The organism is Pseudarthrobacter polychromogenes, assembly GCF_014644495.1.
Classification (GTDB): domain Bacteria; phylum Actinomycetota; class Actinomycetes; order Actinomycetales; family Micrococcaceae; genus Arthrobacter; species Arthrobacter polychromogenes.
Genome location: NZ_BMKU01000004.1, coordinates 318,261 through 340,503 on the forward strand (window position 1 = coordinate 318,261; position 22,243 = coordinate 340,503).

21 protein-coding genes are annotated in these 22,243 nt (G+C 67.6%); 15 read left to right on the forward strand and 6 right to left on the reverse strand.

What is annotated here, in order from left to right; translation table 11 throughout:
• Positions 1 to 13: 13 nt before the first annotated feature.
• Genes IEX43_RS09025 through IEX43_RS09065 form a run of 9 tightly spaced genes read left to right on the forward strand, consistent with a single transcriptional unit; the run spans position 14 to position 10,236 of the window.
• Positions 14 to 1,069: a glycosyltransferase family 9 protein gene (locus IEX43_RS09025; RefSeq protein ID WP_188810433.1), complete on the forward strand. Its 1,056-nt coding sequence runs from the start codon at positions 14 to 16 to the stop codon at positions 1,067 to 1,069.
• Positions 1,066 to 2,109: a glycosyltransferase gene (locus tag IEX43_RS09030; protein WP_188810305.1), complete on the forward strand. Its 1,044-nt coding sequence runs from the start codon at positions 1,066 to 1,068 to the stop codon at positions 2,107 to 2,109. Before IEX43_RS09025 ends, IEX43_RS09030 begins: the two co-directional genes overlap by 4 nt.
• A complete protein-coding gene (locus IEX43_RS09035) occupies positions 2,106 to 3,359 on the forward strand; it encodes a glycosyltransferase (protein WP_188810307.1) in 1,254 nt (417 codons plus the stop codon). The genes IEX43_RS09030 and IEX43_RS09035 overlap by 4 nt, the downstream gene beginning before the upstream one ends.
• A complete protein-coding gene (locus IEX43_RS09040) occupies positions 3,356 to 4,063 on the forward strand; it encodes a D-sedoheptulose-7-phosphate isomerase (RefSeq protein WP_188810309.1) in 708 nt (235 codons plus the stop codon). The genes IEX43_RS09035 and IEX43_RS09040 overlap by 4 nt, the downstream gene beginning before the upstream one ends.
• Positions 4,060 to 5,502 carry a D-glycero-beta-D-manno-heptose 1-phosphate adenylyltransferase gene (gene rfaE2, locus IEX43_RS09045; protein ID WP_188810311.1) on the forward strand — a complete coding sequence of 481 codons (1,443 nt, stop codon included), beginning with the start codon at positions 4,060 to 4,062 and terminating at the stop codon, positions 5,500 to 5,502. Before IEX43_RS09040 ends, rfaE2 (IEX43_RS09045) begins: the two co-directional genes overlap by 4 nt.
• A gap of 48 nt (positions 5,503 to 5,550) precedes the next feature.
• Positions 5,551 to 6,267, forward strand: a complete 717-nt coding sequence (locus tag IEX43_RS09050; protein WP_188810313.1) for an SDR family oxidoreductase — start codon at positions 5,551 to 5,553, stop codon at positions 6,265 to 6,267.
• 42 nt (positions 6,268 to 6,309) lie between these two features.
• On the forward strand, positions 6,310 to 7,737 hold the full coding sequence (locus IEX43_RS09055; RefSeq protein ID WP_188810315.1) for an aldehyde dehydrogenase family protein: 1,428 nt from the start codon (positions 6,310 to 6,312) through the stop codon (positions 7,735 to 7,737).
• Positions 7,734 to 9,272: a D-glycero-beta-D-manno-heptose 1-phosphate adenylyltransferase gene (gene rfaE2, locus IEX43_RS09060; RefSeq protein ID WP_188810317.1), complete on the forward strand. Its 1,539-nt coding sequence runs from the start codon at positions 7,734 to 7,736 to the stop codon at positions 9,270 to 9,272. The genes IEX43_RS09055 and rfaE2 (IEX43_RS09060) overlap by 4 nt, the downstream gene beginning before the upstream one ends.
• A 46-nt stretch (positions 9,273 to 9,318) precedes the next feature.
• The gene (locus IEX43_RS09065; RefSeq protein WP_188810319.1) at positions 9,319 to 10,236 is read left to right on the forward strand and encodes a spermidine synthase; all 918 of its coding nucleotides are present in this window, start codon (positions 9,319 to 9,321) and stop codon (positions 10,234 to 10,236) included.
• A gap of 28 nt (positions 10,237 to 10,264) precedes the next feature.
• On the opposite strand, the gene IEX43_RS09070 is transcribed toward IEX43_RS09065, so the two are convergent.
• Complete coding sequence (locus tag IEX43_RS09070) at positions 10,265 to 11,182, reverse strand: LysR family transcriptional regulator (RefSeq protein WP_188810321.1); 918 nt, start codon at positions 11,180 to 11,182, stop codon at positions 10,265 to 10,267.
• A gap of 236 nt (positions 11,183 to 11,418) precedes the next feature.
• On the opposite strand from IEX43_RS09070, the gene IEX43_RS09075 reads away from it, so the two are divergent.
• On the forward strand, positions 11,419 to 12,168 hold the full coding sequence (locus IEX43_RS09075) for a 3-hydroxybutyrate dehydrogenase (RefSeq protein ID WP_188810323.1): 750 nt from the start codon (positions 11,419 to 11,421) through the stop codon (positions 12,166 to 12,168).
• Between the two features lie 74 nt (positions 12,169 to 12,242).
• Here the strand turns inward: IEX43_RS09075 and IEX43_RS09080 are convergent, their stop codons facing one another.
• Together IEX43_RS09080 and IEX43_RS09085 are read right to left on the reverse strand one after the other, a co-directional pair.
• On the reverse strand, positions 12,243 to 12,506 hold the full coding sequence (locus IEX43_RS09080; protein ID WP_188810325.1) for a hypothetical protein: 264 nt from the start codon (positions 12,504 to 12,506) through the stop codon (positions 12,243 to 12,245).
• Positions 12,507 to 12,699: 193 nt separating this feature from the next.
• Positions 12,700 to 13,092, reverse strand: a complete 393-nt coding sequence (locus IEX43_RS09085; protein WP_188810327.1) for a winged helix-turn-helix transcriptional regulator — start codon at positions 13,090 to 13,092, stop codon at positions 12,700 to 12,702.
• A gap of 97 nt (positions 13,093 to 13,189) precedes the next feature.
• On the opposite strand from IEX43_RS09085, the gene IEX43_RS09090 reads away from it, so the two are divergent.
• On the forward strand, positions 13,190 to 14,053 hold the full coding sequence (locus tag IEX43_RS09090) for an SDR family oxidoreductase (RefSeq protein WP_188810328.1): 864 nt from the start codon (positions 13,190 to 13,192) through the stop codon (positions 14,051 to 14,053).
• 168 nt (positions 14,054 to 14,221) lie between these two features.
• On the forward strand, positions 14,222 to 15,193 hold the full coding sequence (locus IEX43_RS09095) for an NAD(P)-dependent alcohol dehydrogenase (RefSeq protein ID WP_188810330.1): 972 nt from the start codon (positions 14,222 to 14,224) through the stop codon (positions 15,191 to 15,193).
• Between the two features lie 87 nt (positions 15,194 to 15,280).
• Here IEX43_RS09095 and IEX43_RS09100 read toward each other — a convergent pair whose 3' ends face one another.
• The 3 genes from IEX43_RS09100 to IEX43_RS09110 all read right to left on the reverse strand — a co-directional run bounded on the left by IEX43_RS09100 (position 15,281) and on the right by IEX43_RS09110 (position 17,531).
• Positions 15,281 to 15,670 (reverse strand): CBS domain-containing protein, encoded by a 390-nt coding sequence (locus tag IEX43_RS09100; RefSeq protein WP_188810332.1) that lies wholly within the window; start codon positions 15,668 to 15,670, stop codon positions 15,281 to 15,283.
• Positions 15,671 to 15,903: 233 nt separating this feature from the next.
• Positions 15,904 to 16,050, reverse strand: a complete 147-nt coding sequence (locus tag IEX43_RS20240; protein WP_229666377.1) for a hypothetical protein — start codon at positions 16,048 to 16,050, stop codon at positions 15,904 to 15,906.
• Positions 16,047 to 17,531 (reverse strand): DUF1538 domain-containing protein, encoded by a 1,485-nt coding sequence (locus IEX43_RS09110; RefSeq protein ID WP_188810334.1) that lies wholly within the window; start codon positions 17,529 to 17,531, stop codon positions 16,047 to 16,049. Before IEX43_RS09110 ends, IEX43_RS20240 begins: the two co-directional genes overlap by 4 nt.
• A 307-nt stretch (positions 17,532 to 17,838) precedes the next feature.
• On the opposite strand from IEX43_RS09110, the gene IEX43_RS09115 reads away from it, so the two are divergent.
• The 3 genes from IEX43_RS09115 (at position 17,839) to hutH (ending at position 22,145) form a co-directional block, all read left to right on the forward strand.
• Positions 17,839 to 18,627, forward strand: coding sequence for an IclR family transcriptional regulator (locus IEX43_RS09115; RefSeq protein ID WP_188810435.1), 789 nt, complete (start codon positions 17,839 to 17,841; stop codon positions 18,625 to 18,627).
• A gap of 120 nt (positions 18,628 to 18,747) precedes the next feature.
• On the forward strand, positions 18,748 to 20,457 hold the full coding sequence (gene hutU / locus IEX43_RS09120) for a urocanate hydratase (RefSeq protein ID WP_188810336.1): 1,710 nt from the start codon (positions 18,748 to 18,750) through the stop codon (positions 20,455 to 20,457).
• 95 nt (positions 20,458 to 20,552) lie between these two features.
• Positions 20,553 to 22,145 carry a histidine ammonia-lyase gene (gene hutH, locus IEX43_RS09125; RefSeq protein ID WP_188810338.1) on the forward strand — a complete coding sequence of 531 codons (1,593 nt, stop codon included), beginning with the start codon at positions 20,553 to 20,555 and terminating at the stop codon, positions 22,143 to 22,145.
• Positions 22,146 to 22,243: the final 98 nt, after the last annotated feature.

Sequence of the window (22,243 nt, forward strand, 5' to 3'; positions counted from 1 at the left end):
GCGCCTGGACAGCATGGGCGATGTCCTGCTGGCCGGTCCTGCCGTCAGGGCCGTGGCCAACGGCCGGAGTCCGGATGGCAGGAGGCCCAACCACGTTCTGATGCTCTGCGGCAGGCAGGGGGAAGCTGCCGCAGCCATGCTGCCGGGGGCCGCAGAGGTGTACAGCTGGGACAGCCCGTGGATCATGAACCCGGCACCGGCAATGACCGGCCCGCACGCGGACAGGCTTATCGACTATGTGCGGAACTCCAGGATCACCGAAGCCGTCATCCTTACGTCCTTCCACCAGTCACCCCTTCCTCTGGCGCTGCTGCTGCGGCTGGCGGGTGTTGAGCGCATTACCGGGGCGTCCACCGATTACGCCGGGTCCCTCCTTGATGTCCGGCTGAAGCCGGGGGAGGACTTTCCCGAGGACCAGCCTGAGGCCGAACGCGCCCTGGGCATCGCGAAGGCGGCAGGGTTCAGGCTCCCGGCAGGTGACGACGGCAAGCTCCGCCTCGCCGCCGTGCCCGATGTCGCGGACCTTGTGGGGCACGGCCCGTACGTGGTGGTCCATCCCGGCGCGGCCGTCCCTGCAAGGGCCTGGCCGCCGCTGCACCACGCGGCCGCCGTCGAACTCCTCCAGGGTGCGGGGCACCGCGTGGTGGTCACCGGAGGTCCCGGCGAAACGTCCCTGACAGCCACGGTGGCGGGTCCCTCGGCGCTGGACCTGGGCGGCAGGACGGACCTCACCTCGCTGGCCGGCGTCATGGCGGGAGCCGGGGCAGTCATCACCGGCAACACCGGTCCCGCACACCTGGCGGCCGCCGTCGGCACTCCCGTTGCCTGCCTTTTCTCCCCGGTGGTGCCGGCCATCCGCTGGGCACCTTACGGGGTTCCGCTGGAACTCCTGGGGGACCAGAACGCTGCCTGCCGGATGACCCGCGCCCGCGTCTGCCCGGTTCCGGGACATCCCTGCCTGGACTCCGTCTCGCCCGAGGAAGTGGTGGCAGCAGTGGAACGGCTGATGGGCGGAGTGAGCTCTTTCAGTACCCACGTCAGTACCCGTAGAAAGGCCCGCAACAGATGAGAATCCTGCTCTGGCATGTCCACGGTTCCTGGACGGACGCCTTTGTGCGCGGCCGTCACGAGTATCTGCTCCCTGTCCTGGCCGGCGGTGGGCCGTGGGGGCTTGGCCGTGCCGGCAGGGACTGGCCCGCATCAGCGCGGGAGGTGGAGCTGGCGTCGCTGGACGCCGACGCCGTGGACGCCGTCGTCCTGCAACGCCCGGAGGAGATCGACGAAGTTGCGCGGGTCCTGGGCCGCCGGCCCGGCGCGGACCTGCCGGCCGTATACGTGGAGCACAACACCCCCAAGGGCGACTTCCCCTTCACAAGGCACCCGCTCGCGGACCAGCGCGGCATCCCGCTGGTCCACGTAACGCACTTCAACCGGCTCGCCTGGGACAACGGATCTGCGGTGTCAACGGTGGTCGAGCACGGAATACCGGACCCCGGCCAGCTCTACACTGGCGAGCTGGCGGAGCTGGGCGTGGTGGTCAATGAGCCTGTCCGCCGCGGCCGCGTCACCGGAACCGACCTGCTGCCGGCCTTCGCCTCCGTGGCGCCGCTGCAGGTCTTCGGCATGAAGACGGACGGCCTGGCTGCCGCCGCCGGCATTGACGCATCCCGGATGACCTCCCGCGGCGACCTCAGGACACAGGAACTGCACCGCGAACTGGCACGATGCCGCGTCTACGTGCACCCGATGCGCTGGACCTCGCTGGGGTTGTCCCTCCTGGAAGCCATGCACCTGGGAATGCCCGTGGTTGCCCTGGCAACCACCGAAGCGCCGCGGGCCGTGCCGCCGGAAGCGGGCGCCGTGTCCGCCGACATCGACGAGCTGCTCCGCTGTGCGCGGCGGCTGGTGGCCAATCCGGAGGAAGCACGACGACGTGGCGTCGCCGCGCGCGAGGCGGCACTTGAACGCTATGGCCTGGCCAGGTTCCAGCAACGCTGGGACGAGCTGCTGGGGGACCTGGCCGGCCATCCCCGGCGCCCGCTGGCCGCCGGCAATAACGGCCCGGACGAGCGGATCCTTGTTCCGGCGCGAGAGAGGAAGACGCCATGAGAATCTCGATGATTTCAGAACATGCCAGCCCATTGGCGGCCTTGGGCGGAGTGGACGCCGGCGGGCAGAACGTGCACGTCGCGGCACTGTCCGAAGCGCTGGCCAGGCGCGGCCACCACGTCACCGTCTACACCCGCAGGGACGCAACGGAGCTTCCCGCCCGGGTCCGGGTGGGGCACCGCCTGGAAGTGGTCCACGTGGAGGCCGGACCGGCACGCCACGTTCCGAAGGACGGGCTGCTGCCCTTCATGGGTGAACTCGCTGACGGTGTGGCCAGGGACTGGAGCCAGCGGCCCCCGGACGTGGTGCACGGCCACTTCTGGATGTCGGGCCTGGCTGCCCTGGACGCCGCCAGGCGCCCTGCCTCCGGGTACCGGATCCCGGTCATCCAGACGTTCCACGCGCTGGGAACGGTCAAGCGCCGGCACCAGGGCGCCGGGGACACCAGCCCGCAGGAACGCCGCTGGCTGGAACCCGGCGTGGGCCGGTCCGCGGACAGGATCATCGCCACCTGCTCGGACGAGGTGTTCGAGCTCAAAGCCATGGGCATCGACACCGGGAAGATTTCCATCGCCCCCTGCGGCGTGGACCTGGAATTCTTTTCCGCCGAGGGTCCCACGGCTGCGCGGACAGCAAGCCGCCGGATCCTCTCCGTGGGCCGCCTGGTGCCGCGCAAGGGTGTTGACCTGGTGATCCGGTCGCTTCCCTACCTGCGTGAGTCAGGGTTCGAAGACGTTGAGCTCCTGATCGTGGGCGGCGGCGGGGACTCCGGGGTGCTTGACGCGGACCCGGAGGTGCGCCGCCTGCTGGACCTTGCCGCCGAACTCGGTGTGGCGGACCAGGTACGGCTGCAGGGCCAGGTGTCCCGCGGCGAGATGCCCGGGATCTTCCGCAGCGCCGATGCCGTTGTCTGTGCCCCCTGGTACGAGCCCTTCGGCATTGTTCCGCTTGAAGCCATGGCCTGCGGCGTCCCCGTGGTGGCTGCCGCCGTCGGCGGTCTCCGTGACACCGTGGTGGACCATGGAACGGGGCTGCACGTGCCGCCCCGCGATCCGGAAGCCATCGCTTCCGCCCTGGCCATGCTGCTACGCAACCCGTCGCTGCGGACGGAACTGGGCAACGCGGGAAAGGTCCGCGCCCGCACCCGGTATTCCTGGGACCGGGTGGCCGCCGAAACCGAAAAGGCCTACCAGCTGGCGGTGGCAGGAGCTCCTGCCGGTGTTGCCCCAATGGAAGGAGCGGCGCTGTGACTCCGGACTGGTCCCTTCGCGACGCGGGCCTGAGGACCCTGGCCGCCCCTCCGGCGCTGCCGGCCGTCCTGCCCGGTTCCGGCTTTGTGGACCCGGCCACCGCGGACATCGTGCAGGCCCACCTGGACAACGTCCTGCCGGCGCTGGATTCGCTGCGACGCCAGTCCGGCCGCCTCGCCGCGTGGGGCGTGGACCTGGCGCACCGGCTGCTGCGCGGGCAACGCCTCCTTGCCGCAGGCAACGGCGGTTCAGCCGCGGAGGCGCAGCACCTGACTGCCGAGCTGGTGGGCAGGTTCGACGGCGAGCGTGTCCCGTTCTCCGCGATCTCCCTGCATGCCGAGTCCTCGGCCGTCACGGCGATCGCCAACGACTATGGGTACGACGACGTCTTCGCGCGCCAGGTGCGTGCCCACGGCCGCTCCGGCGACGTGCTGATGCTGCTGTCCACCAGCGGCAAGAGCCCCAACCTGCTGCGGGCCGCGGAGGTCGCGTCCCGGCTCAACATCACCACCTGGGCGCTCACCGGGGCCGGCCCCAACCCCTTATCCGACGCGTGTGACGAGGCAGTGATGATTGACGCCCTTAACGCCAACGCGCAGGAAGGGCACCTGATCGCCCTGCACGCCATGTGCCGTGCCTTCGACCTGGAAGTGGGGCGGCGCAGCACTCCCGACGCCGGACTCCAGGGACGGGGCCGGTCATGAGGATCGTGGTGGTGGGCGACGTGATGCTGGACGTGGACCTGTCCGGGGAGGCCACCCGGCTCAGCCCCGACGCGCCCGTTCCGGTGGTGGACGTCTCCGGGGTCAAACGCCGCGCCGGCGGCGCCGGCCTGGTGGCGCGGATGCTCGCGGAGGACGGCTGGCCCGTCACCCTGGTGACTGTCCTGGGCGATGACGACGCCGGGCGCCAGCTTGAAGCGCACCTCGCCGGGGTGCGGCTTGTCTCCGGCCCCAGCGGCCACGCCTCGCCGGTCAAGACCCGGGTCAGGGCGGGATCGCACCCGGTAGTGCGCTTTGACCAGGGCTGCGGCAAGGCACCCGTTCCGGATGCCAGCCCAGCCATGCTCCGCGCCGTTGAGCAGGCAGGCGTGATCATCGTGGCCGACTACGGCAGGGGACTGGCGGCAAATCCGCAGCTCAGGGACCTCCTGGCCCGGCTGGCCGGCAGTGTTCCCATCATCTGGGACCCGCATCCATCCGGGCCGGACCCCGTCCCGGGAGTGGCCGTGGTGACGCCGAACGCCGCCGAGGCGAGCAAGGCTGCGCAGGCTTGCGCCAGCTTCCAGGATCCAGTGACACACGATCCAGCGCTGCAGGACCCCGCAGCCCAGGCCGGCCGGATCCTGCTGGAACAGTGGCAGAGCCGCGCCGTCCTGGTGACCAAGGGCGAACAGGGAGCGGTCCTGCTGCGGAAGGGCAGCGGCTCCCCCCAAGCGGTGCCGGCGCCCCGGGTGGAAGCCGGTGATCCCTGCGGGGCCGGAGACCGGCTTGCAGCCAGCCTGGCGGTCCACCTCCTGGCCGGCCGCGACCTCGGCGAGGCTGCGGGGCTGGCAGTCCATGACGCGGCAGATTTCCTCGCCAACGGTGGAGTGTCCGCACTGCCGGACCACGCTTCCTCCAGTGCGCCCGCCCAGGATCCCCTGAACCAGGCCGCGCCCCACAACCAGGCAGCGCCGAGGCGCCGCCCCCGCGAACCACTGCTGCTGGCCCGCACGGTGCGGGACGCCGGCGGAACAGTGGTGGCCACCGGCGGCTGCTTCGACCTGCTGCACGCCGGCCACGTCCGGTCCCTCGCCGCAGCCCGCGAACTGGGCGACTGCCTGATCGTCTGCCTCAACTCCGACGAATCCGTCCGCCGGCTCAAGGGGCCGGACCGTCCCATCATCGGCCAGCAGGACAGGGCCGAACTGCTGCTGGCCCTGGAATGCGTGGACGCGGTGATGATCTTCGACGACGACACACCGGTCGCCGTCCTGGAGCGCCTCCGCCCTGACATCTGGGTCAAAGGCGGGGACTACAAGGGCGCCCGCCTGCCGGAGGCCGACCTCGTGGAGCGGTGGGGCGGCCGCTGCCTGACCGTACCGTTCCACCCTGCCCGTTCCACCACAGGCCTCGCCGACGCCCTCGCCAAGGTGGGCTGACCGCCGCTCCGCCCCAGGTTTTTCGTATTCCCCATTGAAAGGAACACCATGACTGCAGAAGTGAATGCGCCCGCAACCCACACCCCCGGCCGCGTGCTCGTTACCGGAGGTGCCTCCGGACTCGGGGCCGCCGTCGTCGACGCCGTCCTCAAGGCAGGCGGCACGCCGGTGGTGCTGGACCGCGATATCAGCAGCGTTTCCGCCGTGAAGGCCTTCGAAGTGGACGTCTCGGACCGCGCGGCCGTGGAAGCGGCGGTGAAGGAAGCCGCCGAGTCGCTGGGGGGACTGGAAGCCGTGGTCACCGCGGCCGGAATCGACCGCTGCGGCAAACTTGCGGACGTCGAAGCCACGGAGTGGGAAAAGGTCATCGGAGTGAACCTCATGGGCACGGTCTCTGTGGTCCGGGCTGCCCTGCCCTACCTCAAGGCCAGCCACGGCCGGGTGGTGACTGTCGCCTCCACCCTGGGGAAGCGGGCCGTCGCCGATGCCACCGCGTACTGCGCCTCCAAGTTCGGCGTGGTGGGATTCAGCCACGCGCTGGCAGCAGAAACGGGCGGGGAAATCGGTGTGACCACCATGATCCCCGGGGGCATGAAGACCCGCTTCTTCGATGACCGCACGGAGCAGTACAAGCCGCAGGACGATTCGCGCCTCAATGATCCCGCCAATACGGCGCAGGCAATCCTCTTTGCCCTGTCACAGCCCACGGGATGCGAGGTCCGGGAGATGCTGATCTGCCATGAGGAAGAGGGCTCCTGGCCCTAAAGGCAACAGACCACCAGACCGGAAACCGACGGGAGGAACACCATGCCTACTACTGCAGTCGAAACAATCACAGGCACCGAATCAGCAGAACGAGACGGGATCACCATCCGCAACCCGCGCACCGGCGACGTCCTGTGGACCGTGCCGGAGGCCGGACCGGAAACCGTAGCCCGCGCCGTGGACGTTGCCCGGAGCGCAGCTTCGGACTGGGCCTCCACCGCTCCGTCGGAGCGGGGCGCCGCGCTCCGGACCGCCGCGCGGGCGCTCGATGCCGCCGCCCGGGAACTGGCCGGGCTCAACGCCAGCGAAACGGGTCGGCCGGTGGACGAATCGCTGGCTGGGATCGCGGCCGGTGTGTCCACGCTGGAGCAGTATGCCGAGCTTGGCCCTGTCCACCGCGGCCTCAGCCTGCGGGGAAGCCAGCTCGCGTCGGACTACACCGTGGCGGAGCCCCGGGGAGTGGCAGCGCTCCTGACCCCCTGGAACGATCCCGTCGCTGTTGCCTGCGGACTGATCGGTGCCGCGCTGGTCACCGGCAACACGGTGGTGCACAAGCCCAGCGAGCGCTGCCCGCGCCTCGGCGAGGCGCTGGGGGAGGTCCTGGCCCCGGCGTTCCCGCCCGGGGTGTTCCAGACAATCACCGGGGGAGCAGGCGTCGGCGCGCTCCTGGCACAGTCTGACGTGGACGTCATCGCACACGTCGGATCCAGTGCTGCCGGTGCCCATCTTGCCCGTGCAGGGGCACAGTCCGGTGCACATGTCATCCGGGAAAACGGAGGAAACGATCCCCTGCTGGTGGACCGCGACGTCGATCCCGTATGGGCGGCAGAACAGGCCGCCATGGGCGCCTTCAGCAACAGCGGCCAGATCTGTGTGGCGGTTGAACGGATCTATGTCCATGAAGCCATCGCCGCGGAGTTTTGCGCCGCGCTGGAGGCAGAGGCAGCACTCCGGAACGGCAACGGCACGGTGGCCCCGCTGGTGGACGGGCGGATGCGGGACGCGGTCCACGCCCACGTGGCTGATGCGCTGCAGCAGGGAGCACATGCGGTGGAAGGCGGGACGCTCCCGGACGGTCCGGGCTCCTTCTACCCGGCAACGGTGCTGACCGGATGCACGGAGCGGATGGAGGTCATGACGGAGGAGACGTTCGGACCTGTTGCGCCGGTCCAGGTGGTGGCATCGTTCGACGACGGCCTGCGGCTGGCGTGCAGCGGCACGTACGGCCTCGCCGCCACGGTGCTGTCCGCCAATATCGCCCACATCCAGCAGGCAGTGGCCGCCCTCCCCGTTGGCACCGTGAAAATCAACGAGGTCTTCGGCGGGGCCCCTGGCGGGGCTGCCCAGCCGCGGGGCATCAGCGGTGCCGGCTTCGGGTACGGTCCCGAACTCCTGGATGAGTTCAGCCGGGTGAAAGTGGTGCACATTGCGGCGCCGCCGGCGGCTGCCCTGGTCAGGGACCAGCCGTGACTACGTCGCCGGAAGCGGCAGATCTTTCCCAGCAGCGTGCCCTTGCGGAGTGGCTGCCGGGACGGATCGCAGCGGAACGGCCGGCCATCCTGGTGCTGGGCGACGTCATGCTGGACGGCTGGTGGAACGGCAGCATCGAGCGGCTGTGCCGGGAGGCCCCCGCCCCGGTGGTGGACGTGCAGAGCCGCGAGTCGGTGCCCGGCGGAGCGGCCAATACAGCCATGAATTTGGCTGCCCTGGGGGCCCGTGTCTCGGTGGCGGGCATCATCGGCACCGACGACGCCGGCGTGGACCTCCGCAACCAGCTCGTGGCAGCCGGGATCGATGTCACGCACCTGCTCGACCACCCGGACATGGTCACCACCACCAAGATCCGGATCAGCAGCGGCGGCCAGGTGATGCTTCGCATCGATGACTCCGCCAGCTCCGTGCCCGCCGCAGCGCTGGCCGAACTTGCGGCGTTGGTGCGGTCCGCCGTCGAACACCAGCAGGCGGTGATGGTCTGCGACTACGGCACCGGCGTCCTGGCCGATCCCGTCCGGCGGGCCCTGGTGGACGCCCTCGCGGGCAGGGGCCGCGGGGAGCCGGGCGGGCGGCCCCTGCTGGTGGTTGACTCCCACGACCCCCGCCCGTGGGCGCCGCTCCACCCGGACCTGGTAACCCCCAACGCGCAGGAAACGGCGCGGATGCTGGACATCCGGCTCCCGGACGGCCGGGACAGGGTGGCGGAGGTGGGCAGGCACGCCGAGGCGCTGCTGGAGGCAACGGGTGCGGGGGCCGTGGTGGTCACCCTGGACCGTGACGGAACGGTGCTGCTGAGGCCCGACGGCGTGACGCACCGGACGTGGGCACGCCCGGCCGCCGAGAAGCAGGCGTCGGGAGCCGGTGACACGTTCGTGGCCGCGCTGACACTTGCGAGGTCGGCAGGCCTGCCCCTCACGGCCAGCCTGGACCTGGCGCAGTCAGCCGCCGACGTCGTGGTGCACCAGCCGGGCACGTCGGTTTGCAGTACGGCGCAGCTCAGCCGCTACCTGAAGGCGTTCGCGGACACCGCGCTGGACGCCGGCGAGCTTGAACGGCAGCTGGAGCTGCACCGCGCCCAGGACCAGCGCATCGTGCTGACCAACGGCTGCTTCGACGTCCTGCACAGCGGCCACACCCGCTACCTCAACCAGGCCAAACAGCTGGGGGACATCCTGGTGGTGGCGCTTAACAGTGACCGCTCCGTGCGGCGGCTCAAAGGTGAAGGCCGTCCCATCAATGCGGTGGCGGACCGGGCGGCCGTGGTGGCGGCGCTGAGCTGCGTGGACTACGTGACCGTTTTTGATACACCCACCGCAGCTCCGTTGATCCGGCAGTTGCGTCCCGAGGTTTACGCGAAGGGCGGGGACTACGCCCCGGAGATGCTGGCAGAGACCCCGGCCGTGGAGGAGTACGGCGGCCGCGTGGCCATCCTGGACTACGTGGCCGACCGTTCCACCACGGCTGTGGTGAACAAGATCCGGGACGGCGAAGGGGCCGTGCAGACCAACTAGGGTTGAGAGCTGGACTGGTTGGGCTGAATGAAGCGGGGCACGGGTAATGGCGAAACGCGGGAAGCCGGGAGGCCGCGGCAGCCGTGCCACGGCGGGCGTGGTGGAGGTTCCCAAAGGAACCCGGCCGGACGGCCCGGTTGAGGGCGTCTACTACATCGATACCGGCGACTGCGAGCTGATCGCGGACCAGGATAACTCCACCGGCTGGCTCCTGAAGATCAACGGCGTCATGAGCTCCCACATCGACCTCGCCGACCCGCTGTTCCTGGACTTTGAGTACATGCGGTGGATGGCGGCGCTCATCGAGTCCCGCTGGCCGCCGTCGGAAGCGTCCTCCGGGCCGAAGCTCCGCGGGCTTCACCTGGGCGGCGGAGCCTGCTCGCTGGCGCGGTACTTCCATGCTGCCTACCCGGATGCGCGGCAGGTGGTGGTGGAGCTGGACGGCAAGCTGGCTGAGTACGTCCGCGGCTGGTTCGACCTGCCCAAGGCGCCCCTGCTGCGGCTCCGTGTGGGGGAGGCCCGCGAGGTTACCGAGACCCTGACGGCGGACACCCGCGACTTCATCATCAGGGATGTGTTCGCCGGGGCCCTTACCCCGCGGCCCCTGACCACCGCGGAATTCACCCGGCACGTAAAGCGCGTCCTTGCACCCGGGGGGATTTACGTCGTGAACTCCGGTGACGCGCCGGACCTGAAGAACGCCCGGGAGGATGCCGCCACCATCGCGGCCTCCTTCAAGCACACCGTGATCATCGCGGACCCCGCCATGTTGAAGGGCCGGCGCTACGGAAACATGGTGATGGCGGGCAGCGACACCCCGTTTGGCGACGACCCGAAGCTCCACCGGCGGCTCCTGGGCGGCGCGGTCCCGGCACACCTGTGGGACGACGCCCAGGTCCGGGCTTTCGCGGCAGGGTCACCGGTGCGGCACGATCCGCCTGCAACCCCATCGATTGCTCCGTAACTGTCGTTCTCACCCCCGAAAACGACAGTTACGGAGCAGCCGGCGAGGTTTTTCCCCGGCCCAGCAGCCATTCCCGGTGTTCGGCCATCTGTTCCCGCAGCGCCTGGACCACCGCTGCCACTGCCGGACGGCGCAGCGAATCCGGCCGCAGCACCATCCAGTAGGGCAGCAGTTCGGCGATTTCGGCCGGCAGCAGGCGGACCAGGTCAGGGTGGAGGTCGCCCATGAAACAGGGCAGGAAGCCGATCCCCGCTCCGGCGCGTGTTGCCTCCACGTGGACAAAGACGTTGGTTGAGGTGAGGCCGTCGCGCATGGCGGGCACCAGCCGGCGGGGTGCGTCCAGGTCATCCACCTGCAGCATCGAATCCACGAAATAGACCAGCGGATGGTCATTGAGCTCGGCCACCGTGGCTGGCGTGCCGTGCTCGGCCAGGTAGGCGCGCGAGGCGTACATCCCCAGCATGTATTCGCCCAGCCGCATGGCCTCGGCGCGGTGCACCTGCGGTTCGCCCACCACCACTTCAATGTCCAGGCCGGAGCGCTGCTGCAGCGCCCGCCGCGTCATGGTCACCACCTCAACGCTCAGTCCGGGATGGTCCCGCCGCAGCCGCGCCACGGCGGGTGCGGCGATATAGGCACTGAAGCCGTCCGTTGCAGTCATGCGTACGACGCCGGTAATTGGGTCGGGTGCCCGTCCGGCGGGTCCGAGGGCGCCCACCACCGCTTCGACCTGTTCAGCGGCCTGGACGGCCTGGGCTCCGAGGTCGGTCAGCTCCCAGCCTCCGGGGGCGCGGGCCAGGACCCTTCCGCCGAGTGCCTTCTCCAGGGAGGCGATCCGGCGTGAGACGGTGGTGTGGTTCAGGCCCAGTGCCTGCGCGGCGGCCGTGAATTTGGCGGTGCGGGACACCGCCAGGAGTACCAGCAGGTCATCCGGATTGACGTTCATATCTGCAATTCTGCACACAGTGCGTGCTGCTTTGGTTATTGAAGGCGCATGTCCGTGCAGTAAGACTCAGTGGAGCCATTAGTGCTGGAGATCACAGCGCGTGTCGCCGTGGACACGGAGGAGAAACCCATGAGCGCTGGACAGCGCCCGGCAGATAGTGCTGCCGGACCTGCCCCGGTAGGCGCTGCGCTGCATGAGCGACCGGAAAATCTGTTAGAAAGCCCGAGGGGACTGCCATGGAAAACACGTTAAACGGCCGCAAGGCACTGATTACCGGTGGAGCCGGCGGGATCGGGGCCGCCAGCGCGCGGGCCCTCGCCGCCCGGGGTGCCAAGGTGGTGATCGCGGACGTGGACGCGGCCGCTGCGGAAGCACTTGCGGATGAAGTGGGCGGCACCACCTGGGCCGTTGACCTGCTGGACGTGGAATCGCTCGCCACCCTGAGCCTTGACTGCGACATCCTGGTGAACAACGCCGGGATCCAGCGCATCAGTCCCATCGAGGACTTCGAGCCAGCCGATTTCCGCCGGCTGGTCACCCTCATGCTGGAAGCGCCGTTCCTGCTGATCCGGGCCGCGCTGCCGCACATGTATGCGAACAATTTCGGCCGGATCATCAACCTCTCCTCGGTGCACGGGATCCGGGCTTCTCCCTTCAAGAGCGCCTACGTTTCCGCCAAGCACGGCCTGGAGGGGCTGAGCAAGGTGACGGCGCTGGAGGGCGGGGAGCACGGCGTTACCTCCAACTGCATCAACCCCGGCTATGTGCGCACGCCGCTGGTGGAGTCGCAGATCGCGGACCAGGCCAAGGTCCACGGAATCCCGGAATCGGAGGTCCTGGCCAAAATCATGCTGACCGAGTCCGCCGTGAAACGCTTGGTGGAGCCCGAAGAGGTGGCCTCACTTGTGGCATGGCTCGCGTCGGACCACGCGGGCATGGTGACCGGCGCCAGCTACACCATGGATGGCGGCTGGTCGGCCCGCTAGCCGCCCGGCACAGGAGTTTTTGTCCAGATATGCAGGCGTCCGCGGCCTTCAGCCCTGCATATCTGGACAAAAACTCAATCCAGCTGTTTGATTTGCCGGTGGTCGTAGAAGAACACGCCGTGGACGGTATCCACGCCCACTGATGTTCCCTGCTGGAAAACCACCAATCCCTCGCGGCGGCCCTTGAAAGGGTCATCCGCCACCACGGCGTCGCCGATTCTATAGGGTGACCGCGGGGCGAAGGGCTTCAGCATGCGGTTCCATGTTTGGGCTGCAACCTTGGTCAGGCTGACGGGCCGGCCCATGCTCGATGGGTCCCGGACAACGGCTTTGGCCATGTGTACCAACTCCTCGGAAGCGGCGCAGGCCGCTCACTCGCGGTGCAGGTTAACCGGAATGTTCCCAGCAGAGGGCGGCCCTCCACATTCCGGCTGGCACCTTACGTAAAAGCTATGCACTATTCACACCAGTCACACCAGTAACAGGTACTCGCTTTTGCCGGACCCGCTACTTGCCTCTTGCGTCAACGAATCAACGCTGGCCGTTGACGATGTCCTCTGCGTTCTCGAAGGCCCATGCCACCAGCGGAACCAGCAGTGCGCTCAGCTCATAGCCGCGTTCGGTAAGGCTGTAATCCACGCGGGGCGGAATAACCGGCTGCGCATCCCGGCGGACCAGGCCGTCCCGTTCCAGAGTCTTGAGGGTCTGCGCCAGCATCTTTTCACTGATTCCTTCAGCCCGGCGACGCAGGTCGCTCCACCGCTGCTCGCCTTCCGAAAGCGCAAGCAGGATAAGGACGCCCCACTTGCTGGTGACGTGGTCCAGCACAGTCCGGCTGGGGCAGCCGGCCGGGAACACGCCGTCGGCAAGGTCAACCGGGAGGGGCGCCGCTTGGGGCGCACGGCTGTTGGCACTAACTTTCATGTGAGTACCTTACCTTAAAGTGCGTACTCTCTTTTAGGAAGTAATCAGGAGTGCGTGTGGTTGTGCTTCATGTCAGACACCCTACGAAAGGAATTTCATGAGCATCGTCATCACCGGAGCAACCGGCCAGCTGGGCCGCCACGTCATCGAGGCCCTGCTGGAGCGCAACGTCCCTGCCGGGGAGATTGTGGCCACGGGGCGCTCCGTGGAAAAGCTGGCAGGCCTTGCCGGGCGCGGCGTGCAGGTCAAAGCAATGGACTACGCGGACGCGTCCTCAGTGGCCGCGGCACTGAAGGGCGCCCGGAAGCTGCTCCTCATTTCCGGCAGCGAGGTGGGCCAGCGGGTGGAGCAGCACCGCACCGTGATCGAAGCCGCGAAGGCGGAAGGTGTGGAGCTGTTGGCCTACACCAGCATCGCCAACGCCGACAGCTCGGGGATGAAGCTGGCAGCCGAGCACCGGGCCACGGAGGCCATCCTGCGGGAATCGGGGGTGCCCTTCGTCCTCCTGCGCAATGGCTGGTACCTCGAGAACTACACGGACCAGCTGCCCGGGACCCTGGCCCAGGGCGCCCTGGCCGGGAGTGCAGGGGACGGACAGGTCAGCGGCGCCGCGCGTGCTGACTATGCCCATGCCGCTGCTGCCGTGCTCTTGGCGGAGGGCCAGGCGGGCACTGTGTACGAACTGGGCGGTGACGAGGCCTTCAGCATGGCGGACCTCGCAGCCGAAATCAGCTCGGCCACCGGCAAGACCATCACGTACAACGACTTGCCTGCACAGGAATACGCCGGCCTGCTGACCGGGGCCGGAGTGCCGGAGCCGTTCGCGGAGATCCTGGCGGACTCCGACCTGGGCATCGCCCGCGGGGACCTCCTGGTAAGCAGCGGGGACCTGCGCAGGTTGATAGGACGGCCTGCCACCTCGTTGGCTGAGGCTGTGCGGGCTGCTGCAGCCGCCGTATAGCGGCCGTACCGCCTGCGTTTGCACTGGGCGTGCGGGCCGGGATGACCACGGACAGCGGCGGGGTCCGTCCACAAGGCGGTCCCGCCGTCGTCCGCCCCCCTTGACTTGGTGTCGGCGTTTCCTTACGTTGGGGGCCTGCTGCCAGCGGCGGCCCAAAGGAGATCGAGCATGAAAGCCATCGTGCAGGACGTCTATGGGACCGCGGACGTGCTTGCGCTGCGGGATATCGCCCGGCCCGTAGCGGGCGACGGCGAGGTCCTGGTCAGCGTGCGGGCCGCGGGAGTGGAGCAGGGCGTGTGGCACCTGATGACCGGACAGCCCTATCTAATCCGGCTCTTTGGCTATGGCCTGAAGAAGCCCAAAGTGCCTGTGCGGGGCCGGGAAGTGGCCGGTGTGGTGGACTCCGTGGGAGCCGGCGTGACTCGTTTCAAGGCGGGTGACGAGGTCTTCGGCACGTCAGAGGGTTCTTTTGCGGAATACGTCTGCGCCAAGGAGGGCCGTCTGGCCAAGAAACCCCGGGACCTGTCCTTCGAGGAAGCGGCAGCGGCACCCATCTCCGGCGTGACGGCCTTGCAGGCTGTAAGGGACGCCGGCCAGGTTACCGTGGGCCGGAAAGTGCTGGTCATCGGGGCGGGCGGGGGAGTGGGGTCCTTCGCGGTGCAGATAGCCAAAGCTTTTGGGGCGGATGTGACGGGAGTCTGCAGCACCGGAAAAGTGGAACTGGTCCGGTCCCTCGGCGCTGACGCCGTCATCGACTACACACGGGAGGATTTTGCTGCCGCCGGGGCGCTGTACGACGTCATCCTGGACACCGCCGGCAACCGTCCGCTCTCCGTCCTCAAACGCGCCCTCGCCCCGCGGGGCACCCTGGTGCTGGTGGGAGGCGAGCGTGGCGGAAAACTGACCGGCGGCTTCGAAAGGTCATTCGCGGCGCCCTTGCTCTCACTCTTCTCCCGGCAAAAGTTCAAAGGCCTGGTGTCGAGGGAGACGCACCTTGACCTCGAGGCCCTGGCATCCCTGATCGAAGCCGGAAGCGTCAAACCCGCCCTGGACAAGGTCTTCCCGCTTGCGGAAGCACCGGCCGCCATCAGGTATCTCCGGGAGGGCCGGAGCCTCGGGAAAGTGGTGGTCAGGATCTGATCCACCCGCTGCCGAAGGGCCCTTTCCCCGAACGGGAAAATGTTCCTGGCAACGGAGTCGTGCGTCCCCCTTAAGTGGTCGGGAAGGTCAGGTCAGTTCCTCCATGCGCCGTGCCAGGATGTCGTTCATGGCCAGGAGGCCCACGAGCTGGTTGCCTTCCACCACTACAAGCCGGCTGAGGTGGTATCGGCTCATCAGGGCTGCCGCCTGCCGCACGGACAGTTCCCTCTGAATGGTGATGGCCGGGATGGTGGCGGCGTCGTAGACGTTCAGGAGGTCCACATCTCCTTCCTGGGCGACCACGGTGTCCAGGAGTTCCCGGTAGCTCAGCATGCCGTAGGCGTCGTGGGCATGCTGCCGGTCCACCACGAGGCTCTTGACCTGGCGTTCCTTCATCACGGACAGGGCTTCACGCAGCGTGCTGTAGGGGGAGATGGTGACGACCTGGGAGACCATCACGTCATTGACAATAAGCAATTTCTTCCTCCTCAAATTTGCTGGGCCTGCTCAGGCGCCCTCGCGGCGCAGATGCTCCTCAAACCTCACGACCTGCCTCATATCGATCCCCGTCAGATGCTCGATCGGAACAGCGAAAGCAAGCCCGCGCGACTCTGTTCCCTTCACCAGGATCGAGTGGAGCTCCTTCAGGATTGGTGCGCCCAAATGCGAACCAACCACCATCAGCAACACGGACTGGGTGCCTTCGAAGGTCAGGCCGAAGAACGTCTTCCTGGCTTCACCACCAATTCCCTTGCCCGGAAGAATGGTGACCCCCGTAGCGCCGGCCCCTGGGCGTGTTCAATGATCCTGTCTTCAAGGTCGTCCGGTGCGATGACCACAATGGCGGTGAATTTCATGCAGGTTCGCTCCTCAGCCGCGGAATCTTCTCCATCACCATGGCATACACCATGACGGATATGACAGGGAAGATTGATGCGAAGGCGATCAGGCCGAAACCGTCGATCAACACATCCCTTCCCTCTACAGCCGCTGCCAACCCAATGCCGAGGGCCGTCACCAAAGGCACGGTGACCTCCGAGGTTGTGACGCCCCCGAGGTCGAAGGCCAGGGCGATGATGTACTTCGGTGCAAAGAAGACCAGCACGATCGCCACAGCGTAGGCGGCCATGATGAAGTAGTGGAACGGGCCTCCCATCAGGATCCGATAGACGCCACAGGCGATGCCGACGGCGACGCCGAGGGCGACAATGACCCGCACGGCGAAGCCGCTGATTCGTCCAGGCGACGCCTCCTGCGCCTGTTCACCGATGGCCACCAGGGCGGGTTCAGCCATAGTAGTGGCGAAGCCTATCAGCAGGGCGAAGAGCAGGATCAGGGCCGGCGCGCCCTGTGCTATGAGCTGCTCAGCCATCAGTTTCCCGATGGGAAAGAGACCGATCTTGAGTCCAACCACGAATGCGTACAGTCCCACCAGGACCATAACGAAGCCGACGACGACACGCAGCGGGTGCGCCAGCCTGCGCCGCAGTGCCACGTACTGGAAGAACAGGACGACGCCCACGATCGGCAGTACCTCCCGGAGCATCGACCCCAGGCCCAGGATCATGCCCACCACCCAGTCAGCGGCGTCCTCGCTGGATCCGGTCGAGGGGGGTGCCGCTCCAGAGCCGCCAAATGAGTAAACCCAGGTGCCATAGAGCTGGACGCCGATCATCGGCACCATCACGCAGAGTGCAACGAGGCCGAAACCGTCGGCGAGGACGCTGCGTCCGCGGATTGAATTTGCCAGGCCAAGGCCTATTGCGGTGATGAGCGGCACGCTGACGATATTGGTGGTGACACCGCCTGAGTCGTAGGCAAGTCCAACAATCTCGGGCGGGGCGATGTACGTCAGTCCCAGCACCAGTGCATAACCGGCAATCAGGAGTTTGTACACGGCCCAGCCGCGCAGAACACGCATCACTCCAAGGACCAGGACCAGGCCAACGGACAGGGCGATGACAAAGCGCAGCACCAGCCCGTTGATCCGACCTCCGCTGACGAGCTGGGCCTGCTCGGCGACGGCGATTACCGCCGGCTCCGCAACGGAGGCGGCAAAACCAACAGCAAATCCAAAAGGCAGCAGCAACACCAATGCGCCGCGCCTTACGAATTGATTTGCAAGGTTCTTGCCCACTGGAAAAATGCTGAGGTCCAGGCCGTGCAGGAACAGGGCAATTCCCCCGGCCACGATCAGGAGCCCTGCCACCAGGCTCAAGGGATCATCGGGCACCGAACGGAACACCAGCAGCTGAAACATGAAAACTACCGCCACGATGGGCAGCAGGTTTTTGAGCGCCTTGAGGAATTCATTGCTGAATCGGCTGAGGTGCTCCATCGGGTTCCTCTCCCGGTGATGTTCCTTTCAGTGCCTCGGTATTTCAGTGTGCCGGGAGGGCAAAACAGTGTCCACCCCACAGCGCAGCCTGGCACCCGGCCGGTGCTCGGGCCGGACCGGGATTCCGTCCACGCAGTATGTCTGGGATTCCAGACGCTGGGCATGCTTTGGCAGCGTCTAAAGCACCGTCCAGGGCGCATGGTTAAGTACGGGATACCGGACACGAATCCGAAGCCCGCAAAGCAGCGATGGAGGGAATGCGGTGTTGGACACTGAAGCCAGGCATGAAACCGGTGGTGCAATCCAGATGGCGTCGAAGGGGACATCCAAAGTCCCCGCTGCCGAAAACACCCTGCGCATCCTCAAACTGCTGGCGTCCCGGCGAGGCCCCATGGCGGCGTCGCAAATCGCTTCCACCCTGGGCCTGCCGCGCTCCAGCGTCTACCACCTGCTGGGGGTGATGGAAGCCAACGGATTTGTCCTCCACCTCCACGAGGAGCAGCGGTACGGGCTCGGCATCAGCGCGTTCGAGCTCAGCTCCGCCTACTCCAGGCAGGAGCCGCTCTCCCGACTGGGCCGCCCTTTGCTGGCCTCCCTCGTGGATGCGCTGGGCGAGAGCGCACACTTGGCGGTCCTGCATGGGCGCGACGTGCTGTACATCGTTGAGGAGCGCGCCAAAAACCGCCCGTCCCTGGTGACCGACGTCGGCGTCCGGCTCCCCAGCCACCTCACCGCCAGCGGGCGTGCCATCCTTGCGGCCCTGCCCAAGTCCCAGGTCCGTGCGCTCTATCCGAACGCTGCTGCTTTTACTGCCCGGCACGAGGTGGCGGGCGCCATCATGAAGTACTCGGCGCTGTCCTCCCACCTGGACCAGGTAAGGCAGCGCGGTTATGCCACCGAACACGGCGAGGTCACGCCAGGCTTTGGCTCCATCGCCGCCGCCGTGACGGATCACCTGGGATGGCCGACGGCGGCCGTCGCCGTCACTTTCCTCGAGGACAAACTGCCGGCAGAGCAATGGCCGGCGCTCGCCGCGCGGGTCCAGAAAGTGGCCGATGAGCTCTCGGTACGTCTCCACGGCCGCCCCGCCAGGTAGGCCCGTCCGGCCCGTCCGGTATCCCGGACAGCGCCGTTCCGAAGGCCCTGTTTCTGCCGTTGCGGACGGGCTTTAGTAGATACAGAACTTCCAGCAAAACCACTACATGAAGGAGCCACCATGGCACCCGCCGATTTCACCACCGGTGCCCGCCCGGTCAAAGCAGCCCGCGGCACCGAGCTCACCGCCAAGTCCTGGCAGACGGAAGCGCCGTTGCGCATGCTCATGAACAACCTGGACCCCGAGGTCGCCGAGCGCCCGGATGACCTGGTGGTGTATGGCGGCACGGGCCGCGCTGTCCGGTCCTGGGCCGCTTTTGACGCGATCACCCGCACCCTGGAAACCATGGAGAAGGACGAAACCCTCCTGGTCCAGTCCGGCAAGCCGGTGGGCGTGTTCCGCACGAACGAATGGGCGCCACGGGTGCTTCTGGCCAATTCCAACCTCGTGGGGGACTGGGCCAACTGGCCCGAATTCCGCCGGCTCGAGGCCGAGGGCCTGATGATGTACGGCCAGATGACCGCCGGCTCCTGGATCTACATCGGCACCCAGGGGATCCTGCAGGGCACGTTCGAGACCTTCGCCGCGATCGCCCGCAAGCTCACCGGGGACGAGAACGGCACCCTTGCCGGCACCCTGACCCTCACCGGCGGCTGCGGCGGCATGGGCGGCGCCCAGCCGCTCGCCGTCACCTTGAACGAGGGCGCGTGCCTGATTGTCGACGTCGACGAGACCCGCCTGCGCCGCCGCGCCGGCAAGCGCTACCTGGACGAGGTGGAAACGGACCTGGACGCCGCCATCGCCAAGGTCCTCAAAGCCAAGGAGGAGCGGCGTGGCTGGTCCGTGGGCTACGTGGGCAATGCCGCCGAGGTGTTCCCCGAAATCCTCCGCCGCCACCGGGCCGGAGAACTGACCGTGGACATCGTCACGGACCAGACCTCCGCGCACGATCCGCTGTCCTACCTGCCTGAGGGCATCTCGGTGGAGGAATGGCACCGGGAAGCCGAGGCGGACCCGGAAGGCTTCACCAAGAAGGCCCAGGCGTCCATGGCCCGGCACGTCCAGGCCATGGTGGAATTCCAGGACGCCGGCGCCGAGGTTTTCGACTACGGCAACTCCATCCGCGACGAGGCGCGCAAGGGCGGCTACACCCGGGCCTTCGAGTTCCCCGGATTCGTCCCGGCCTACATCCGCCCCCTGTTCTGCGAGGGACTGGGCCCGTTCCGCTGGGTGGCCCTCTCCGGTGACCCTGAGGACATCCGCGTCACCGACGAGGCCATCAAGGAACTGTTCCCGGAGAACAAGCACCTGCACCGGTGGATCGACGCCGCCCAGGAGCGGGTCGAGTTCGAGGGCCTGCCGGCACGGATCTGCTGGCTCGGCTACGGCGAACGGGCCAAGGCCGGACTGCTGTTCAACCAGCTCGTCAAGGACGGCAAGGTCAAGGCCCCCATCGTGATCGGCCGCGACCACCTGGACTCAGGCTCCGTCGCCTCCCCATACCGCGAAACCGAGGCAATGCAGGACGGTTCTGACGCGATTGCCGACTGGCCCATGCTCAACGCCCTGCTGAACACCGCCTCGGGCGCCACCTGGGTGTCGCTGCACCACGGCGGCGGCGTCGGCATCGGCCGCTCCATCCACGCCGGCCAGGTCTCCGTCGCGGACGGCACCGACCTCGCCGCCCAGAAACTCGAGCGCCTCCTCACCAACGACCCCGGCATGGGCGTCATCCGCCACGCAGACGCCGGCTACGACCGCGCACTCGAGGTCGCCAGGGAACGCGGCGTCCGCATCCCGATGCAAGAGACAGCGTCCGAAGCCCACTGACCAGCCCCAAATCCACATCGATTGCTCCGTAAGTGTCGTTTAGAGCCCCGAAAACGACAGTTACGGAGCAATCGATCCACAGAAGCAGGAACACCATGACTACGATTACCCACGAACCGCTGACCGTCACCCTCGGCATCAGCGGTGTCACACCGGAGGACGTCGTCGCCGTCGCGCGCCACAACGCGAAGGTCACCCTTTCCCCGGAAGCCCTCGCAACCGTTGCCAAGGTCCGGGCCCATATTGACGACCTCGCCGCCAGCGACACCCCGGCATACGGAATCTCCACCGGTTTCGGCGCCCTTGCAAACCGGCACATTCCCAACGAACTGCGCACGCAGCTGCAAAAGAGCCTGATCCGCAGCCACGCCGCCGGCATGGGTCCGGCCGTGGAGCGTGAAGTGGTCCGCGGCATCATGTTCCTGCGTGCCAAGACCCTGGCCTCCGGCCGCACCGGCGTCCGTCCCGTGGTCCTGCAAACCATGGTGGACGTCCTCAATGCCGGCATCACCCCTGTGGTCCGCGAGTTCGGGTCGCTGGGCTGTTCCGGCGACCTGGCGCCCCTGTCGCACTGCGCCCTGGTCCTGATGGGCGAGGGTGAAGCCGCCGGGCCGGACGGCCAGCTTTACGGCACCGCCGGCCGTCCCGCCGTCGCGGAACTCCTTGCCGCGCACGGCATCGAGCCGGTCATCCTCGCCGAGAAGGAGGGCCTTGCCCTGGTCAACGGCACCGAGGGCATGCTGGGCATGCTGCTTATGGCCATCGCGGACCTTCGTCAGCTGCTGACGACGGCGGACATCACCGCGGCGATGAGCGTCGAGGCGCTGCTGGGCACCGACCAGGTGTTCCTGCCGGAGCTGCACGCCGCACTGCGCCCCCACCCGGGGCAGGCCGCCAGCGCTGACAACATGCTGCGCGTACTCTCCGGTTCACCGATCGTCGCTTCCCACAAAGTCGGCGATTCCCGCGTGCAGGACGCCTATTCGCTCCGCTGCGCCCCTCAGGTCACCGGTGCGGTGAGGGACACGCTGGACCACGCGGACCTGGTGGCGTCCCGCGAACTGGCCGCGGCCATCGACAACCCGGTGGTGCTGCCCGACGGGCGGGTCAGCTCCAATGGCAACTTCCACGGCGCCCCTGTGGCGTACGTCCTGGACTTCCTGGCCATCGCCGTCGCGGACCTCAGCTCCATTGCTGAGCGGCGGACGGACAGGATGCTGGACCCCGCGCGGTCCCACGGCCTTCCTGCCTTCCTCGCAGCCGACCCCGGCGTCGATTCCGGGCTCATGATCGCCCAGTACACCCAGGCCGGGCTGGTCTCGGACAACAAACGGCTCGCGGTGCCTGCATCGGTGGACTCCATCCCGAGTTCGGCCATGCAGGAAGACCACGTCTCCATGGGCTGGCACGCAGCCCGCAAACTCCGGAAGGCAGTGGAGAACCTGCGGCGCGTCCTGGCGATCGAGCTGGTGACGTCAGCCCGGGCAGTGGACATCCGCACCCAGCTCTCCGGTGGTGTGCTGACCCCGGGACCGGCGGGCGCCGCCGTCGTCCGTGCACTGCGGAGCGTGGTGGACGGGCCGGGGACGGACCGTTACCTTTCCCCGGAGCTGGAGGCGGCGGACAACCTGGTCGCAGCAGGGGAGGTGCGCCGGGCAGTCGAATCTGCCGTGGGTCCACTGGCATAAAAGCGAACAATCTTCAGTCCATCGGCACAAAGCGTCCACCTGCTGAAATTTCCAGCAACACAGACATCGGGCGGACGCGGAGTGTAGTAGAACTGAAG

Bases quoted from the DNA above. Each gene is read 5' to 3' on its own strand.
- IEX43_RS09110 (WP_188810334.1), bottom strand. From the start codon at position 17,531: ATGGAGCACCTCAGCCGATTCAGCAATGAATTCCTCAAGGCGCTCAAA.
- IEX43_RS09070 (WP_188810321.1), bottom strand. From the start codon at position 11,182: ATGAACGTCAATCCGGATGACCTGCTGGTACTCCTGGCGGTGTCCCGC.
- IEX43_RS20240 (WP_229666377.1), bottom strand. From the start codon at position 16,050: ATGAAATTCACCGCCATTGTGGTCATCGCACCGGACGACCTTGAAGAC.
- IEX43_RS09085 (WP_188810327.1), bottom strand. From the start codon at position 13,092: ATGAAAGTTAGTGCCAACAGCCGTGCGCCCCAAGCGGCGCCCCTCCCG.
- IEX43_RS09090 (WP_188810328.1), top strand. From the start codon at position 13,190: ATGAGCATCGTCATCACCGGAGCAACCGGCCAGCTGGGCCGCCACGTC.
- rfaE2 (WP_188810311.1), top strand. From the start codon at position 4,060: ATGAGGATCGTGGTGGTGGGCGACGTGATGCTGGACGTGGACCTGTCC.
- IEX43_RS09035 (WP_188810307.1), top strand. From the start codon at position 2,106: ATGAGAATCTCGATGATTTCAGAACATGCCAGCCCATTGGCGGCCTTG.
- hutU (WP_188810336.1), top strand. From the start codon at position 18,748: ATGGCACCCGCCGATTTCACCACCGGTGCCCGCCCGGTCAAAGCAGCC.
- IEX43_RS09025 (WP_188810433.1), top strand. From the start codon at position 14: ATGGGCGATGTCCTGCTGGCCGGTCCTGCCGTCAGGGCCGTGGCCAAC.
- IEX43_RS09080 (WP_188810325.1), bottom strand. From the start codon at position 12,506: ATGGCCAAAGCCGTTGTCCGGGACCCATCGAGCATGGGCCGGCCCGTC.
- IEX43_RS09075 (WP_188810323.1), top strand. From the start codon at position 11,419: ATGGAAAACACGTTAAACGGCCGCAAGGCACTGATTACCGGTGGAGCC.
- IEX43_RS09050 (WP_188810313.1), top strand. From the start codon at position 5,551: ATGACTGCAGAAGTGAATGCGCCCGCAACCCACACCCCCGGCCGCGTG.
- IEX43_RS09055 (WP_188810315.1), top strand. From the start codon at position 6,310: ATGCCTACTACTGCAGTCGAAACAATCACAGGCACCGAATCAGCAGAA.
- hutH (WP_188810338.1), top strand. From the start codon at position 20,553: ATGACTACGATTACCCACGAACCGCTGACCGTCACCCTCGGCATCAGC.
- IEX43_RS09065 (WP_188810319.1), top strand. From the start codon at position 9,319: ATGGCGAAACGCGGGAAGCCGGGAGGCCGCGGCAGCCGTGCCACGGCG.
- IEX43_RS09095 (WP_188810330.1), top strand. From the start codon at position 14,222: ATGAAAGCCATCGTGCAGGACGTCTATGGGACCGCGGACGTGCTTGCG.
- IEX43_RS09030 (WP_188810305.1), top strand. From the start codon at position 1,066: ATGAGAATCCTGCTCTGGCATGTCCACGGTTCCTGGACGGACGCCTTT.
- IEX43_RS09115 (WP_188810435.1), top strand. From the start codon at position 17,839: ATGGCGTCGAAGGGGACATCCAAAGTCCCCGCTGCCGAAAACACCCTG.